Below are 18,051 nucleotides of genomic sequence, written 5' to 3' on the forward strand. Positions count from 1 at the left end.
CGCCCAAGCAGGAATTGGTCAAATCAGTCAAATAGATTCGAGAAGGGTCCTGGCGTAATGAGCAAAGCTGTGCTTCCCGATGAATGAATTCCGCTCGTCGGACATCCTTCTCCCGAAGGAGCCGTCACGGTGCATGTCCAGGATCTGCTCGGCGATCAGCGGAGGGCTGAGGATGTCCGGAACGCGCCGGATATAGCCGGGCGCCTCGATCGAACTGGCGATGCCGTCATTGGTGACGGTCGGCAATCCGGCCACCGCGCATTCGGCGATGGCGCCGCTGCCCTGGCCGAAGCCGATCTTCCGCAGCTGGATGCCGCAATCGGCCGCCACCAGGAACTTGCGGTAAAGATCGTCCGCCGCGTAATCCCCGAAGAAATGGACCGCATGCCCGACGCCGCAGAACTCCGCGTCCCGTGCCAGCCTGTCCTTGAAATCCGGATCGAGGCCACCGACGAAATAGAGGTCGGCCGGGATGTTCCAGTCATACAGTTCACCGAGCGTGAAGATGCATTCGGTCGCCCCCTTCACCGGGGACACATAGCCGAAGGTCGCGATCGCGAGCCTGTCCGGCGGCAGCCCCAGTTCGGACCGGACCGCCCGACGGACATCGGGTTCCAGGTCCCGGTCCTCGAACAGCGGCGGGACGGCGAAGGGAATGTACAGAGGCTCGCGCCCATAGCGGGTGACGATCTCCCGCTTGAAGCCGGGATGGTGGACGATGATGTCGGCGGCCGAATCGATCACGTCGCCGAGGAAGAGATCGGGCAGGCTCCGCTGGTCGCCGAGCCAGCCTTGCAGTTCCTCTTCGCTGACCTCACGCCCGATCAGGCGTTGCGTCAGACGGCAGAAGTCGGGCGTCCGCCCGCCCATCGTGGTGTAATAATACTCGAACAGTCGCGAATCATGGATGATCGCCGCGCCGCCATTCTCCAGCAGCTGCTTGAGGATCGGCGTGTGGAAATGCGAGTTCCCGATCACGAAATAGGTGCGGTCATAGTGACGCTGGTCGATCCGCCGGCGCACCGGCAGCAATCGGACACCGGGAAGCGGCGGCGCATCCGCAGGCGAGACATCGCAATAGACATCCACATCGGCGTGGCGGGAAAGCGCCTCGACCGCCCTGAAACTATAGGTCGCGACCCCGCTCCTCTGCGGTGGCCAGGGCGTCGCGAAGGCCAGCCGCGGACGGGCGCGGCGCAGCGGGGCCGGGCCGGAAACGGGAGAGTGGGCGGCGGTCGTCCGCTGCGCGCTCTCGATGGCGCTGTCCAGCGCCGACCAGAAGCGGTCGGCGACGGCCGACGGACGGAAACGGTCGATCTGCACGCGCTGCCGTGCGCGCAAGCGCCGCCGCCCTGCGGCATCCAGCCTCGCGATGGACGCGAGTTTCGCCAGGGCATCGCCGGCATCAGTGCGGGCGAAGATCGTTTCCGGCGTGGAGATCAGTTCCAGATGGGCTTCACAGTCCGAAACCAGGGCGATGGACCCGGCCGCGACGGCTTCGACCACCGGCAGGGAAAATCCCTCGATCAGCGATGCGACCACCGTCGCCAGGCTGCCCCGATAGATCGCCGCAAGTTCCGAATCCGGAATATGCGGCAGGAAGACGAGGCCGCCCGGCCGGCCGCCGCAGTCGCGATGGCGCGCGGTCAGGGCTTCGCGCAGGGCGAAGGGATATTGCCCACCGATGACCAGCGGCAGGGCGTCCGCTTCGGCCATGGCGGCATAGCGCCCGGCCATCTCGACGACGAGATCCGCATTCTTCCGCGGATCGCCACCGCCGACGAAGGCGATATAGCGTCCGATTTCGAGATCGAAGCGGCGGATGAGGGTGGCGACCGCATCGTCCCCCATGCTCCCGGCCGCATAGAAATCATCATGCACGCCAACCCCGGTCACCGCGATGGACGCGGAGGGAATCCCGCAGATGTCGGTGAGGCGCCGGCCCGAATAGTCCGAAATCGGGAAGAAGAGGTCGAAATTCCGAAGAGCGCCGATTTGCCGGCAGTATTCGTCGATGGCGTCCTTGCTGCCCAGATAGCCGTAATGGTCCCAGGGAATGAAATCATAGATCAGGGCGGCGCGAACCAGCGGATTGCCGACATGCGGCTTTGCCGCGAAATCGGTGCTGTCGGTCATCGGGGACAGGGAGACGACCGATGACGTCCCGTCCAGATCCCGCGGAAACCTGAACAGGACGCGGTCGAACAGGGCCTCGTACTCCGCCGGCAACGGCGGCAGGTCGCGCGAGCAGCAGGCGACCGCAACATACTTCGACTTCGATGGATGAGCACAGATGCCGGATGAATGGCGCCCGACGCCGCGATACCGATAGTTGCCGTCCTGGAGACAGCGGGCGTCGAAGAAAATGCTGTGCTTTTCCATATCAGGGCGATCTGTCGGCGTCATCGGTTACATGTCGGGAGCGGAATGCCCGGGGGCCTCCGGACAAGCCCCTCAGGGCCGGTCGGCACGGGACACCCGATGGCGCCAATGGTCCAGAATGTCCCCGACCGTATCGGTCCAGAGATGCGTCGGCGCCCAGCCAAGCAGGTCGCGGGCACGGCCGGCGTTTCCCAGGACGAGCGGAGTCTCGCTCGGGCGCATCCGCGTCTCGTCCATCGCCACCTCGATGGGAATGCGGGCCATGGCCAGCAGGTCGTCCAGAACCGACCGGATGCGCCGCGGCACGCCGGAGGCGAGGTTGAACACGACACCGTTGGGCAGGCGGCCGGCCTGTTCGACCATCCGGCAATAGGCATCGGCGATATCGCGGACGTCGAGGAAATCCCGCTCGCTTTCCAGGTTGCCGACACGCATGACCGGCGGTTGGAGGCCGCGCTCGATCCTGGCGATCTGGGCCGCGAAGGCGGAGACGGCGAAGTCTTCCCGTTGCCCGGGCCCGATGTGGTTGAAGGGCCGCGCCCGCACCACTGTCAACCGGTCAGATGCCAGCTGGCCGACCGCCAGATCGGCCGCGATCTTGGTGCTGGAATAGAGGTTCGTCGGATCGGGCAGCATGGTTTCATCGACCGCTCGCCCCCCCTGGAACGCCCGGCCATAGACCTCGGAGCTGCCGACGAACAGGAAGCATCCACCCGGACGGTGGCGGGCCAGGGCCTCTGCCAGGCGCAGCGTGCCGAACAGATTGATCTGCCAGGCCCGGTCGGGTGCCGCCGCGACCGCGGCCAGGGTCGAGACGCCGGCAAGATGGACGATGTGGGTCGGCATGACCTGCCGCACCACCTCGTCGATGCGGCCGGCGTCGGCGATGTCGAGTTCGATCACGTCGACAACGTCCGATCCGGCGCCCGGCAGAGGGGCACCGCCGGTCGCGCGGCAGCAGGCGATGAGCTTCCCCCCCTCCGGGAGGCGGCGCAGCAGGGCTTCCATCACATGCCGGCCGACGAAGCCGGCGGCGCCGGTCACCATGATGCGAGGGCTTTCCCCTTCCGACAGCGACCGGACCTTATCCACGATGCAAACCCTCATACTTACCCGGAGGCCATCTTACTGCACCAGACGGCCTTTTTCCGCCAGTCCGTCTTGAGGCGATCCGGACTTGGAAGCAATGGCTGGCTTGAGAGAAGATGGGACGGGCACTCCGCCGCCGGCGGACAGGCAGGAGGAATACAGTCGCTCACCTTGCCGCTCTTCAGTCCGAGGAGCCGTGCCATTGATGGCAGGGGAATAATCCGCCAACCCAACATCCGAACGATGATTGCGCAGAGCAGGCAGGAAGTTGACTTAATCATATGTCTTTGATAATAGTCCTAAAAATTCCTGAAAAGGTCGGCAGATGATCTGCTACATCAAACTGAATAACAGACCTGGATCAGAACTTAATTTAGAAAACCTCAATTTTTCGTCTCTCTTTCTAATAGAGATTTTCCAAAAGACATATGAATGCATCGGAATTATATGCGAAGACCGACATCAGGATATAATATCCCTTCCCTTTCCTTTGCGCAGGATTGAAGACGGCCCCATTCCGGACAGGCCGTTCCTTGTGTTCGATCCCTGCCCGTTCGATGAGGCTCCCGGCGCATTCTGGAGCTTTCTCGCCGGGGCGGCCGCGTCGATCGCCCATGTCTGCAGCAGCGATCACGGCACCGCCGGTCTCGCGCGCGGAGCGGGAGGCGATTGCCATACCGTGCTGAGCGGGATGGCGGCTCTGCGTCATTATGATGCGCTGCTTGCCGGCCAGCCGGCGGCCGAAGAGGTGGAGTGCCTGCTGCGCCGCCTCCTGGGTCCGGCCATGCCCCCGCTCTACCCTGTGCCGATGGCGGCACGGCCCTCGGTGGGTCGGACGGCCGGCCGGCCGGTACCGGGGCTGGATGGCGACCGTATTCTGCTGTTCGTCGGCTTGGGCGAGGAACGGGCCTTCGAAGACGCCTTTCTCGCGGCACTCGGCCGGATCGAGGTCCGGCACGGAGAACCGATGGCTGCCGTCATCGTCAGCCGGGACTTGCTTCCGGAAACCCAGGGGCCGGAAACCCAGGGAAAAGCATCCCCGACCATCCCCGTTCACGTCACCACCCACCGGCTCGCCGACCCGGAGCCGGAAGAATGGGGCTGGCTGCTGGACCGGGCCTCGGTGGTGATCGTGCCGGGGACGACCCCGGATCACATCGTCGCGGCTGCGGAAGCGGCGGCCCGCGGCGGCAGCCTGATCCTTCAGGGGCCGTCGAAGCCATGGGTGGAGGCGCAGGTCGCCGGACCGGATATGGCCTCCCCTGGAATGCAGATCGCCGACATCGCCGACCCGGCCGCTCTGGCGGTCTGCCTGCGCACAGCGCTCGGTTCGCCGTCTCCCTCTCCCATGCCTGCTCCCCGGCCTGCCCCGGCGGAATCCGGCATGGTGGAACGGTGCGCCACCGTCCTGGCGGAAACGGTCGAACGGATCCTGCGACGCCCCGCCGCCCATCCCATGGGAAGCGACGCCGGGATCCTGGATCTGGAGCTGGCGACCTATCTGGGCAGCGACCCGGCCATCGACACCCTGGTCGGCGACATCGAACGCAGCCTGCCCGACACGGTGCGGCTGACCGTCTACACCCCGGACGGGGAAAGCCGCGGCAGACTGGGTCCGACTGCCCGCATCCGCCCCTTCTCCGCCTACAGGGCCTTCGGCCGGCAGGGCACGCTTCTCTGCGCAATGAGCGCCGCGACGGTACCGGATGAGGTGGTCAATTTCGCCATGGCGATTCGCCCCGGCCTGCTGCTGCGGGACGGCTATATGCTCGACCACTGGCGCAGCCGGCTGGACAGGCCCGAACTCGGCGCGTTCATCGACCGTGTCCACGGCCGGCCGGTCGACACCGCGACGGCCGACACCTGGGGACATCACTCCATGCCGGTCCCCCGCAGCTTTCTGGAGCCGATCGCCGATGGCGCCCCCCGGCTCCTGGTGCATGGCATGGATGTCGCCCGGCGCCTGTCGGCCGAGCTGCATCGGCCGGTCGCCGGCCTGCCCATTCCGCCGTCCCAGCGTCTGGAGGCGGAGGAACTGGCGCCGGCCTTCATCGCGATGACGCGCGCCCGGCTCGGCGTTCCGCCCGGCTGCGCCCTGATCGTCAGTTTCTCCCCTCCGTCGCACCTGACCGCCCTGGAGGAGACCCTCTGGGCTCTCCATCTGCTGCGGCACTGGAGGGTGCCGGTCCAATGGCACATCGCCGCCGCCTGCGAGCCGGGCGTCCAATCCCACATCCGGCACACGCTGGAACGCCTGGACCTGTCCGGGATGGTGGTCTGCCACGAAGACGCGCCGGCGCCGGACATGGTACGCCGTTACCTGATCGCGTCGGATGTCGGGCTGCACCTCGGCAAGGTCGCCTTCGGGCGCTTCGCCGGGGCGCTGGTCGACTGCATCGCCGCCGGCATGCCGAGCATCGCCAATGCCGAGCTCGCCGCCTCCGCCGACGCCCCGCAGGACGCCGTCCTGACCGTGAGCGACATGCTGAGCTCCCTCGACATCGCCCTTGCCCTGAAGCGGACGATCGAAGCCGGCCCCGCCGGCGACCGTGCCGAACGGCTCCGAACCTGTGCCGGGGAGCGGACGGCGGCAGCCTATACCCGTTCCCTCCTCTCTCACCTGGGGTGGGATCGATGACAGTGAAGCCGACCCTGATGGCACCCGCCATGGCCTTCGACGCCGATCAGATCGGCCTCCTGCTCCATGGCCGGATCTGGCTCGACCTGACCGAAACGACCAGCAGCTTCCACCGGACGGGCATCCAGAGGACATTGGCCCGGATGATCGCGACGGCGCCCGACCGCGGGCGCCTCGTCCCCTTCACCGTGGCACCGGACGGCATGGTGGTCGTGCACGACCACGCCCTGCTCGACCTGCTGGCCGACGAGCTTTTCGCGGTGGACGATTTCGAAAGGGTGAGCGCCAGGATCGCAGAGCTGACCGCCCGCCCGCTCTGCCGGGTGGACCGTGACGCCCTTCTCTCCGCACGCGCGGTGGTCAATATCGAGGTCTTCTACAATTCCGTCCGCGCCGAATTCTACGCCCACCTGACCAAGCGCATGCGCGAGCGGATCTTCTTCCTGATCTACGACATCATCCCAATCGGGCAGCCTGACCACTTCAAGAACCATCTGCCCTTCGCGATGGAATATTTCCGCTTCTGCCTGAGCGTGGAAAACATCGCGACGATCTCGTCCTTCACCCGGGATCAGGTGGTCGCCGTCATGGGACGGCGCGACCCGGACAACATCCGGGTCATCACCCTGGGCAGCGATACCTTCGGCACGGTGCTGCCGCTGTCCCCCGCGCGGCTGGCTGCCGACCCGCCGGGCGGCACCCCGCTGTTCACCGTCGTCGGCACGGTGACCGACCGCAAAGGGCATCTGCTCGTCCTCCGGACCTTCCGTGCCCTGTGGGACGAAGGCGTTGAGGCGGCGCTTGCCTTTCTCGGCAATCCCGATGGCGCCACCTCGGACATCCTGTTCGAGGAGATGGAGGAGGCCGGGCGAAATCCAGCGCGCTTCCGCTGGGTCCGGGCCCCGGGCGACGCCGACATCCGCGAGGGCCTGGCCTCCTCCTGGGGCACGGTCTATGTCAGCGACGGCGAGGGATTCGGGCTGGGGCCGCTGGAAAGCCTCCAGGCCGGCGTTCCGACCATCGTGCGTTCCGATTACCCGTCCCTGGCGGATGTGCCGCCACTGGGGCAGATCCGCGTCCCTCCCCACGACACGGCGGCGTTGAAGGCCGCCGTGCTGTCGCTGCTGGACCGCAAGACCCACCAGGCGGCAAGGGCGGAACTGGCTGGCCTGACGCTCAAGAGCTGGACACGGTTCGGTCAGGATCTGAACGGCTGGATCGAGGAGCGTGCGGCGCCGGTCCAGCCCGTGGACGACCTGGGATTCGAAGCGATCGCGGCCGGCGGACTGCGTTCGGGATCGCTGCGGGCTTGCCGTGACCTGCTGTTCGGCACCGCCAACGCCTTCGCCAAGGCGGCGCTGGAGCTCAACTTCGATCTCGATGGCTGGTACGGCTCTGGCCGGCTGGGGCGGCTGGTCGAACTCGATCTCCTTTCCCCCCCGCTTCTGGTGGCCGACCTCGTCCATCACAGCGTCGCCGTCGGCCTGTGCGACCGGCAGGCGGGCGTGCGGACCCTGTTGACCTGCCTTGCCCTGACGGCGGGCCGGAAAGGCGGAACCGGCGCGGGCCGCCTTCATCATGACCTGCTGGCGGTCATTACCGGCGCTCCCGGCAACCGGAGCGCAATGCCGCCGCAACTCGACCGCCTGCCGGCCGAGATCGACCGGCTGAACCGCCTGGATGGCCTTCCCGCCGCGGATTTCCCCACCGCCCTGGCCCGGACCATGGCCGGAGAAGCCCTGGATCCGGCGCTGTGGCGCAGCCTCTGCCTGTTCACCGGCGCCTTCTCCGCCACGCGACGGCAGGCCCTGGTGAAAGGCCTGTTCGTCGGCCCGGTGAGCCTGGAGACGGGTTGGGATCGCTGGGTCACCCTGTATTGCGCCGCCTCCGTCGTCCTGTCCGATCCAGACTGGGGCCGGACGCCGGCCCCCTGCAGCGACATGCAGCTGCTGTCACCCGTCACGCCGCCGGCCCTGCGCGACCTGCGGCCACAGCACTCCGGGATCGGGCGGCGATTCGCCGATGCCCGGACCCTGCGGGAAACGGCCGGCGACGCACAGGTCTTCGAAGCGTTGACCGGACGCAAGCCCGACGGCGACCAGTCGGCGGCCCTGCGGGACCTGCGCGAGGCGGGAGCATGCCGGGAAGCCCTGCTCGCCTTCATCGCCACCCACTGGATGGGGCTTGCCCCGGACAGCCTGGACGCCCTGCGCCTGAGCGCGGCCAAGTCGCTCCTGACCCGGCTGCGGGATGCCGCCGCCCAGGTCGGCGACGGCAACGGGGCCAAGGATGGGACTGGCGCGGGGCTGGAGCCCGAAGCCTTCATATCCCTTTGCCACGCCGGCATTCTGCTGCGTCGCGCCGACGAGGCGGACACCGCGCGGCATCTCGACATCCTTCAGCGGCAGTCTCCGTTCCAGCTCATCGAGGAGCTGATGCGGTCGCCGGATGCCCGGCAAACCTACGGCGACATGGCGGTGGCGGTGATCGACGCCAATCCGCGCCACAACGCCTTCCTGACCGCCCCGCTGATGCGCAGCGTCGAACGCCTGCTGGAGGTGCCCGACGGACAGTTCGCCGCCCTGCTCCACAAGAGGCTTCTGGGACGGACGGCCCAGGCCGGCGAAGCCGATGCCCTGGGTGCCCGGCTTGCACTCGGCGTGTCCAGGGAACGGCTGATCGCCGAAACGATGGCGGGCATCGGCTTCCGTGCCCGCATCCTTCCGGATCCGGACGAGCAGGCCGCCGTCCAGCGGCTTCTGGGAACGCGGCTTCTGGAGCGCTGCCGGGACAGCCTGCGCCTGCTGGACGCGGAAGGGTTCACCGAGACCTGCTTCCTCCAATTCCGCGGCCGGCTTCCCACGGCGGAGGAAAAGGCCGGATGGCCCCTTACCGGCGGAACCGGTGGGACCGGCGGCTGGCGCGTGCTTGTGCGTGCCAGCCTGGACTCCGAGGAGTGCAAGACGGTCTTCTCCGCCGACTGCCTGGATCGCATCCGTCCGCTTCTGGCCGACCGGCTGATCTCGCGGCCTTCCCTGATCAGGCGCGTCGCCACCCTGCTGACCATGGGCGAAGCGGATTTCGCCGCCCGGCTGCACGAAACGCTCACCGGGAGGCGGGCCGCCCCCTCCACCCGCAGCACCCTGGCCTACCGCCTGTCGCTGGGCATGCCGCGGGAGACCGCCATCTTCCAGATCCTCGGACGCATGGTCCGGACAGGCGCCCCGGCGGCGGAGGAAGGGCCGAACGCGACCTTCGTGGAACTGGTCGATGCGCTTGCCGTCGCCATCGCGCGCCGGCTTCACCAGGCACAGGCCCGTGGCACGGACGCCTATGTCGATGCCTGTTATCTGGCCGTTCTTGGCCGGCCGGCCGATTCCGACGCCCGGAACGGCTACGCGGCGGTGATGCGCAACGAACCGCGGAGCGGCTGGCTGATGGTGGCGCAGCATCTCTGCCGCTCGTCCGAATATGCCGGTGCCGCCGGCCCGTTCGCCCAGTCCCGCCTGATCCACGTGATCGCGGCGCTGCTGACCGAACCGCACCGGGCGGAGGCTCTGCTGGGGCTTGCGGCCTCGTCCTAAGCAGGTTTTCCGAACTCCGCCCACGAACGGACGGGCTTGGAAAACCTGCCAAACCATAGAGTCCGCTTGAACCGATCGCACTCTGGGGGCAAGCACCGGGACAGCCCCCCGCACGGGTCAGGGGTGGGCTTGAGACCATTGAAGGTGCCGCGGCGCAGGCACCTGGATTGAGGAGCGGTCATGTGGGCCCAGGGTAAGACACCGGCCAGGAAACGGATCTTTTGGCTGGGAATGCACGTCGTGCTGACCAGGACCGAACTGCCGCGCCTGCGGGAGCTCGGCTATGAAGTCTTCAATCCGCCCTACCTCGCCCCGATCTACGACCAGTCGGCCAATCTCGACTGGGATGCCGAACAGCCGACGACCTTGCCGGAGGAGGTTTTCAGGATCCTCTCCAGGACGAATTTCTTCTATGCCGATTTCTCTCCGAAGATCGCCGAGATCCTGAATACCTATTTCGACGCCATCGTCGTCACGATCACGCCGGTGTGGCTGGAGCCGGTCCTGCGTCATTTCCGCGGTCCGATCATCTACCGCATCTATGGGCAGCACGGACACCTGTCCTCGGAGATCATCGACCGGAAACTGTGGGCGCGGCTGGTCAGCCATCCCAATTTCCACATCGTCCCATTCTGCGATCAGGTCGTGGAGGACGAAGCCCCGTGGTTCCGTGCCCGGTGCATGGCGAGCGTGCCCTATTCCCTGCCGCAAGACACCTTCGAGCATCGCGACACCTGGCTTTCGCACGGGCACAGCCAGGCCATCATGGTCAGCGTTCCCAACATCCACAACCCGTTCTTCAACAGGATGTACCAGCACCTGAACACGGTCTATCCGGATCCCTTCATCCGGATCTACGGGGTTCAGCGCGCCGATGTCGGCGATCCGCGGGTGGTGGGAAGCCTGGACCGCGCGATGCTGATCCGCCATTTCCAGCAATCGGCCGGCTATTTCTATCCCTATCAGGACCGGAACGTCTGCTACCTCCCGCCAATCGAAATGATGACGGTCGGCGGCCCGGTCCTGTTCGCCCCGGACTCCCTCCTGCACCGCTTCTTCGGTGGCGACGCTCCCGGCCTGGGCCGGACGCCCGACGAGATCCGCACCAAGATGGAGTGGCTGCGCCAGGGGGATGCGCCCTTCGTCCACGAGATCCTCGCCTCGCAGACCGAGGTTCGCAAGCTCTACGATCCGGAGCATGTCAATCCGCGGTTCGACGCGGTGATGCAGGCGCTGCTCGACGACGCCCCGCCCTCGCCGGTTCCGCCGCTGAGCATCCGTGCCGGCGACGTGTCGGCGGGAAGCCGATCCGGCGGCGCAGAGCCCGTGATCGCCTGTCTGGGGCATCTGCATCCCGCCGCAAACGGCCTGTGGTCGGAAACCATGCCTGCGGAAGAGGTGCGGGAACGGCTCTGCCGGCTGGTCGGCACGCTTCTGGCGGAGACCCCCTGCCGCCTGATCCTGACCAGCTATGCCGCCGGCCTGCCGGCGCTCTGCGACCGTTACGGCGAAGCGGTGGCGAACGGACGGCTGGTCCTCCACGCCATCGACCATGAACAGCTCCAGGGCGGACAGGATGCGGAAGGCCAGCCGGACGCGGTGGCCCTGATGCTGGAGACCGCCGCCGGGACAGTAGCCGGGACCGCTGCCGAGGCGACGCCGGCGACGGAACGGTTGACCGACGCCCTGCTCCGCCTGCGCTGTCTGCAACGGCTCGACGGCGATCCCGACATCGCCGCCGTCGTCGTCCCCGGCGGGGGGCTGTTTCCCGAAGCCGTATCGCTCTCCAAGCCCGCGATCCTGTTTCTTCCGCAGGCCGTCGCCATCTCCGCCGCCACGGCCTCCCCGGCCGAGCGGCGGCGGACCGACCTGCTGGCCCGCCGGGCCACCCTGCTGCTGACCGATGCGCCGGGCATGGCGGACTGGCTCGCCCACCGGTTCGGCCTGCCGCCGGCACGGGTCGCCTGGGTGCCGCTGCCCGAGGAGTTGCCCAAGGAGCTTTTGAAGGAGTTGCCCACCGACGGCCATCCCTTGGCGGATGACGCCCTGCTGGAGACCTCCGGAACGGCACCCCTCCTGTATGCGCCGAGCAGCGGCTCCAGCCCGGACGAGCAGGCCCTTCTGCTGGCCACCTTCAGCCTTCTTCTCGAAACCCACCCCACCGCCCGCCTGCTGATCGGAGCCTCGTCACCGACGGTCGAGCCGGAGGCAAGGCGGGTGGCGGCGCGGCTGGGAGTGGAGGGGAGCGTGCTGTGGACCGCGGCAGCCGATCCCAGGCTGGAACGCCGGCTGTTCGGGCAGGCCGCCGCATTGTGCATCGGCTCGGGAGCGGGCGCAGGGAGAGAGCTGGGCCGTCAGTCCGTCGGCGCCCGAACCGTCAGGCTGGACGCCATGGACGGCGACATCGACCTGCTGGCGGATGCTCTCCTGAGAGCGCTGGATGCGGCGCCGAAATCATCCCCCGATCCCGCATCGCCCGCAAGCGGCGAGCCGGCTCCGCCGCACGGCGACGGCTTGGACCGGCTGCTCCAGATCGTGAAGCCGCTGGACGGCGGCCCGACCGATGCAGGCTGAGGACATGGCGATGACGCGACGCAAGCCGGTCGGCCTCTTCGTCAATACGGAAAAGGCCAATTGCAGCATCTACGAATCCGGCCTGATGGTGTACCGGGCGCTTGCCCAGGGCTCCGACTGGACGCTGGACTATGCGGAGATCCACCAGCTCGACATCGCGGCGCTCCACGACCTCAGGCTGGAGGCGAAGCCTGGAACCGGCCTGTCGCTGAAGCCCGCCGGGGCTTATGATTTCTGGGTCTTCAACTACCATCACCTGACGATGCGGGGGGCGGCCCTGCTGGATTCCGGCCGGCTGCGCCCGCTCGGCGGCCTCAAATTCTGCATCGTCCTGGAAGTCGCCCGTGACGATGCGTTCGTCCATGCGCCACGCGGCGATTTCGACGGCTATCTCGTGCTCGATCCCACCATTGGCGATACGGATCCCGCCGTCCATCCCTTCCCCCGCCCGCTGGAAGCCGTCACGCCATCGGCCCGGCCGGTGGAGGCGGGACTGCCCGTCATCGGCAGCTTCGGTTTCGGAACGCCGGGCAAGGGGTTCGAGATCGTCGTCGACGCGGTCAACCGCGAGTTCGACCGCGCGGTCATCCGCATAAACATCCCCCCCGCGACCTATGCCGACGAGTATTTCTTCGGTCTGCACGGCCGCAATTACGCCGAATATCTGGGTGACCTCTGCCGCAAGGTGGCGAAGCCCGGCATCGAAGTCCGCGTTTCACACCGGTTCTTCACCAAGGAGGAGCTGGTGGAGTGGTGTGCGGGGAACACGCTCAACTGCTTCATGTACACCCGGAACCAGCCGGGACTGGCGGCGACGACCGACCAGGCGGTGGCGACCGGCCGCCCGCTCGCGGTGTCGACGAACGACACGTTCCGCCATCTCCACCGCTATGTCACGCCATATCCCTACCGGTCGCTGCGCGATTCCATTGCCCTTTCCGGAGCGGAGGTCCAGCGCATGCGGCGCGACTGGGCACCGGACCGCAACGTCACGGCCTTCCGCAACATCCTCGCCGATCATGGATTGCTCGACCGGAGCCCCGTAAGCGTTGGCATGAGCGGCGGCAGCGAACTCTCCGGCAGCCCCCTCCCCGGCGGCACCGGCACGCGCATGTCCAGAAAGCTGTCCCATTCCCTTGCCGCCCTGCGCCGCCCCCGCGTGCTGCTGCTCGACATCTGCGACGACGGGTCGCCGCTGGAGGGGCTGGGCGGGCACGCCATCGACTTCATGCGCCACTCCGACCGCTTCACCTTCCTGCACGCGCGATGCACCCGTCTGGCGACCCTCCCCGCCATCCTGCGCGCCCAGCAGGACCTGGACGCGATCGTCGTCGACGCCGGGCTCTCCCGAAACATCCAGCCGCTCGCCGGGATCCTGTCGGCGGTGGTGGGCGTGCACCGGTTCGGCTGCTGGCACGGCCGGATCGAGGCGTTGGCGGGCTGGCCGCTGCTCCGGGGCCTGGACCATGTGCTGGTCACCGGCGGGATACCCGATCCCTGGAACGGCTCGCTGAGCCATATCGGCCGCATGGTGCCCGACCTGACCAACGTGAAGCTGCCGCCCAGCGACCGGATGCGCGTCGGTGGCGTTCTGGCGGACGCCGATCCCGGCGCCATCCGCCGGATCGTCGAGATGGTCCGCGATCTCGGGCCATGCGAGATCGCCCTGTTGCCGATCCTCGACGAGACCGCGATGGGGCAGGTCGAGGCGGCTCTGGACGGCGTCCGCCCATCGGCCAAAGCGGCCGGCATCACGCTGGACCTGCTGCCTCGGCCGGGTTCGGCAGCCGAACTCTGCGACGTCTTCGCCACCAACAGCATGAATGTCTTCATCCACGGGACGGAGCATGACGAGCGGCTTGCCCGCTGCATGGATCTTGCCCTGTCCGTCCAGCGGCCGCTGGCGACGACGGTGGATGGCGCCGGACGCCGTTTCGCCGGATCGCCGCTCGCCCTTGGCGAACGCAGCCTCGCCGCCATTGCCCGCGGCGACCTTTCCGGCCTGGCTCCATTCTGCAACGACTGGAGCGTCGGGCGCTTCAGGATGCGGCTGGAGGCCGCTCTCAGCCCGCGTTTCGGCTGGCCGGGTCATGACCTGCATGTCCCCTCGGCCGGATGATGCCGGCCGAGGGGCGTGCGGCTTTCACGGGAAGGCGATCCGCCCAAGCCAGCTCTTCACGCCGTTCGTCAGGCGCGCCTCCTTGGCGAGCGTCGCCAGATACAGGAGGTATTTCGCTTTGACGGAGGGTTCCATGGGGTGTTCCGGCACCAGCACCAGCGGCTTGACCTCCCCGTCGCGCGGCCCGAAATCGACGCGCAGGGAGAAGCGGATGAACGCCGCATCGTCGAGCGACATCAGCATCCTGAACAGCGACCGGGATGGGATGCGCGTCTGAAGCTCCTTATGCAGGAACACCTGTTTCGGATCGAAAACGTCGATTTCGGCGAGGGCTTCCATGCAGGCCAGCCACGCCTCAGACTTGCGCTCCCGGTTGAAGGGGGAGGTCGCAAGCTCCTTGATGATGAGCTTGCGGGCCTCCGGGGTCTGGCGGGTCGCCAGCCAGTCCATATAGCCCTTCCTGAAACTCTCCTCGGCCGGGCGATCGAGAAGAAGGTGGAAACACAGTTCCACGAAATTCTCGATGTCGGCCTTCAGAAGGGTCTGGTATTTCTGCAGGCACTCCTCAAGAACCGGGTCCGTCAGCTCCTGCAGGCCTCCCGCCTCCGCGAAATCGTCCGGGGAAAGGCGCCGCCTGGGCTCCATGTCATAGGGAAGCCCCGGATGGGCCCGGTGGAACAGGACGCCGCGGATCCATTTCCGGAGTTCCCCGGCACCACGGGCCTGGATGAATTCATCGCTGGACGCGATGAGCAGCAAAAGATCGAGCTTGTCCTGCAAGACCTTCTCCGCGGTCCTCGACCAGCCGGCCATTTCCGAACCACGGGCCCTGCGCCCGAAAAGCTCCACGAAGCAGGCATCGATGAAGGCCGGACCATCCTGGCCAAGGATGCGGTCGATCGCCCGCGCAGTTTCGAACCGCTCCCGGAAGCAGATGACGGGAGACGCCGCCTGACCATCGAGCCCGGTTTCCGGCTCGGCCCTCTCCCCGGAGCCGTGGACCCACCCCGCGACTTTGGCCGTGACGTCGCCCCAGCCCGGCAACCGGCTCCGGTCGATGTCCTGGCGCCTGGCCCTCGCAACCTCCGGATCGAGAAGGCTGCGCACCGCGGCGGCCAGCGTGTCGATGCCGACATCGATGGCCAGCACGCCGCCCAGGGCGGTTTCCAGGGCGGGCAGGGTCTTGGAAACGATTGCCGGGATGCCGGCACGCAGGCCCTCCAGAACCGGCAGGCCGAACCCCTCTCCCAGATACAGCAGCCCCGTTGCGTATCGGAGGATCTCGCCCATCTCCCCATCGGAGACGCATCGCTCCCATGAGAACAGCGGCTGATCGCGGCAAAGCGCCTCCAGACGCTCCACCTCCTGCGGAGCGATGGCGCCGGCCTGTCCGACGAAGGTCAGGCGGACCGTAAGACCGGATTTCCACATCGTCTCGAAGAGGTCGAGGACCAGGAAATGGTTGTTGCGCCGGGCGACGGTCCCGACGCACACGAACTCCGGCCGCCGACTGTCGGGGGTGCAGGTCACATCCCCGATCGCGTCCGCCCCACCGCCGATGATGATGGGAGTCCGCAGGTTCCGCTTCGCGACGAGCGCTTCGAAGTCTCTTTGCCTTCCGCGCGAGGAGAAAGCGATGTTCTCCAGACGCCGCAGAATACGGACATGGCCGTCGGAGGAGTCCGCCGCCCCCGGCAACGGATCGGACTCGTGGCAGATGGCGTACAGTTTCCCGGGTCTTGTCGATACGACCGTCTCATAGAAACCGATCTGCTGGTCGCAACAGGCCACTCCGACCAGCAGGATGCCGTCGCAGGCATCGATCTGGCTCTCCGTCACCACCTCCAGACGATTGTCGATATAGGATACAAGTTCCCGGGAAAGCCCGGCATCCCTGCCCTCATCGGCGAACTGGAAGAGGGCTTCGACGGACTTCAGGACGTCGAATGAAATCATGTGCATGGTGGATTTCTCGTCCACCACCGCCGGAACGAGGATCCTGTCTTTCGGCCAGTGATGCATCAATTCGGCCATGGTTCTCTGGACACCACCACGGGACGGGTTGGACAGAAAACACGTCAAATCGAACAGCACCGCGTTCCTGGTCGAAAAACTACGCATAAAACCCTCTGACGGACCGGCAGGAAACCCGGCAAGGCAGTCCGGCTCCGCCGCCAGGTCAAGGCACGGAAGCTAGCACAGGACCTGCGCTCTATCGATAATCCCCGGCATCGCCGACAGCCATGCCCATGGCCGGCGATCTGTGGATATCTGCACATGAAGCGCTCCAACAAGGAGTCATTTTTTGAATAAAAAGAAAGCGCACATAATAGAATGCGCGCCTTCTCGTTTATACGGACTATTACCATCCCTTTCGGAACAGGCGGCGCTTTTCGCGCCCTCTGTCTTCAGATGATCTCGATTTCCGGGAAGGGAATGATCATCTTGCCGCCGCGGGCGAAGAATGCCTGCTCGCGCTGGACGACGCCTTCCTTGAAGTGCCAGGGCAGCAGCAGGAAATAATCCGGCTTCATATCGTGCGCCTCGGCCTCGGAGATGATCGGAATGTGGGTGCCGGGGGTATAGGCGCCGAACTTGTCCGGGTTCACCTCGGCGATGGCGATCAGTTCCTTGTCCGTCAGGCCGCAGAACTGCAGGACGACGTTCCCCTTCGTCGAGGCGCCGTAGCCCAGAACCTTCTTGCCGTCGGCCGCCAGCGACTGCAGCAGACGGGTCAGGTCCGCCCGGTGACGGAACACCCGCGCCTCGAAGTCGCGGTAGGGCACCGGGGTGTTCAGCCCCATGCGCTCTTCCTGCTCCAGCAGCCAGTTGATCACCGCCTCGTTGCGGCGGATCGGGTTGCTGCGCTTGGCCGCCGTGACCGCGAAGCTGCCGCCGTTGACGCCGTTCATCTGCACGTCGACGACCTGCATGTCGGCCTGGCGCAGGATGTATTCGATCGTCCCCAGCGAGTAATACTCAAGATGCTCATGGCAGATGGTGTCGTAGGACACCGTGCGCAGCATCGCCGGCATGTAGCTCTGCTCGAAGTGCCACAGGCCGTTCGGCTCCAGCGAGTCGTGCACCTCGCGGGCGAAGCGGATCGGATCGTCCAGGTCGTAGAACATGGCGATCGAAGTGATCACCCGCGCCCGCTGGTCGCTCGCACGCCGGAAGGCCTCGGCCGAGAAGAAGTCCGGCACCAGGGTGATGTCATCGGGGTAGAAGGCCTTGAACTTCAGCCCGGTCGGATCGATGCCGATCCGCTTCAGGCCCGGCGTCCGGTAGGCCTTGAGCGAGGTGGCGTCGTTGGAGCCGATGTCCAGCACCACGTCGCCCGCAGATACGCCGGCAAAAGCCTCCAGATTCTGGATCTTCTGCGTCAGGTGGCGGACCATCGACTGGTTCAGGCCGGAGCGGTAACCGTAGTTCTCGCCGTACATCTCGCCGGCATCATAGGAATGCGCCAGCTGCAGCAGCCCGCTGTCCGGGCACCACACCAGTTCCAGCGGCCCGCGCGTGATCGGCGTGCTCTTGGAATAAGGGAAGACGCCGGTCAGTTCCTGGCGGCCAAGGTCCAGGACCGAAACCAGATGATCGCTTCCGCTGATCCGGCACTTGTCAATGCGCTTGTATCCAACGTTTTCCACAAAAGCCGCCCTCGG

8 protein-coding genes are annotated in these 18,051 nt (G+C 66.6%); 4 read left to right on the top strand and 4 right to left on the bottom strand.

The window, feature by feature from the left end; translation table 11 throughout:
• Positions 1 to 27: 27 nt before the first annotated feature.
• Both E6C72_RS30865 and E6C72_RS30870 read right to left on the bottom strand, forming a co-directional pair.
• Positions 28 to 2,382: a glycosyltransferase gene (locus E6C72_RS30865; RefSeq protein WP_158280136.1), complete on the bottom strand. Its 2,355-nt coding sequence runs from the start codon at positions 2,380 to 2,382 to the stop codon at positions 28 to 30.
• A gap of 72 nt (positions 2,383 to 2,454) precedes the next feature.
• Positions 2,455 to 3,474 (bottom strand): GDP-mannose 4,6-dehydratase, encoded by a 1,020-nt coding sequence (locus E6C72_RS30870; protein ID WP_158280135.1) that lies wholly within the window; start codon positions 3,472 to 3,474, stop codon positions 2,455 to 2,457.
• A gap of 532 nt (positions 3,475 to 4,006) precedes the next feature.
• Here E6C72_RS30870 and E6C72_RS31955 point away from each other — a divergent pair.
• The 4 genes from E6C72_RS31955 (at position 4,007) to E6C72_RS30885 (ending at position 14,386) form a co-directional block, all read left to right on the top strand.
• On the top strand, positions 4,007 to 6,109 hold the full coding sequence (locus tag E6C72_RS31955; protein ID WP_158280134.1) for a hypothetical protein: 2,103 nt from the start codon (positions 4,007 to 4,009) through the stop codon (positions 6,107 to 6,109).
• The gene (locus E6C72_RS30875) at positions 6,106 to 9,693 is read left to right on the top strand and encodes a glycosyltransferase (protein WP_158280133.1); all 3,588 of its coding nucleotides are present in this window, start codon (positions 6,106 to 6,108) and stop codon (positions 9,691 to 9,693) included. The genes E6C72_RS31955 and E6C72_RS30875 overlap by 4 nt, the downstream gene beginning before the upstream one ends.
• A 240-nt stretch (positions 9,694 to 9,933) precedes the next feature.
• Positions 9,934 to 12,267: a hypothetical protein gene (locus E6C72_RS30880; RefSeq protein WP_136700887.1), complete on the top strand. Its 2,334-nt coding sequence runs from the start codon at positions 9,934 to 9,936 to the stop codon at positions 12,265 to 12,267.
• A 10-nt stretch (positions 12,268 to 12,277) separates the two neighbouring features.
• Positions 12,278 to 14,386, top strand: a complete 2,109-nt coding sequence (locus E6C72_RS30885; protein ID WP_136700888.1) for a hypothetical protein — start codon at positions 12,278 to 12,280, stop codon at positions 14,384 to 14,386.
• 24 nt (positions 14,387 to 14,410) lie between these two features.
• Here the strand turns inward: E6C72_RS30885 and E6C72_RS30890 are convergent, their stop codons facing one another.
• Positions 14,411 to 16,507, bottom strand: coding sequence for a glycosyltransferase (locus E6C72_RS30890; protein WP_109085339.1), 2,097 nt, complete (start codon positions 16,505 to 16,507; stop codon positions 14,411 to 14,413).
• Positions 16,508 to 16,794: 287 nt separating this feature from the next.
• A complete protein-coding gene (locus E6C72_RS30895) occupies positions 16,795 to 18,036 on the bottom strand; it encodes a class I SAM-dependent methyltransferase (protein WP_109085338.1) in 1,242 nt (413 codons plus the stop codon).
• Positions 18,037 to 18,051 lie beyond the last annotated feature (15 nt).

The organism is Azospirillum sp. TSH100 (genome assembly GCF_004923295.1).
Classification (GTDB): Bacteria; Pseudomonadota; Alphaproteobacteria; order Azospirillales; family Azospirillaceae; genus Azospirillum.

Bases quoted from the DNA above. Each gene is read 5' to 3' on its own strand.
- E6C72_RS30885 (WP_136700888.1), top strand. From the start codon at position 12,278: ATGACGCGACGCAAGCCGGTCGGCCTCTTCGTCAATACGGAAAAGGCC.
- E6C72_RS30865 (WP_158280136.1), bottom strand. From the start codon at position 2,382: ATGGAAAAGCACAGCATTTTCTTCGACGCCCGCTGTCTCCAGGACGGC.
- E6C72_RS30875 (WP_158280133.1), top strand. From the start codon at position 6,106: ATGACAGTGAAGCCGACCCTGATGGCACCCGCCATGGCCTTCGACGCC.
- E6C72_RS30890 (WP_109085339.1), bottom strand. From the start codon at position 16,507: ATGCGTAGTTTTTCGACCAGGAACGCGGTGCTGTTCGATTTGACGTGT.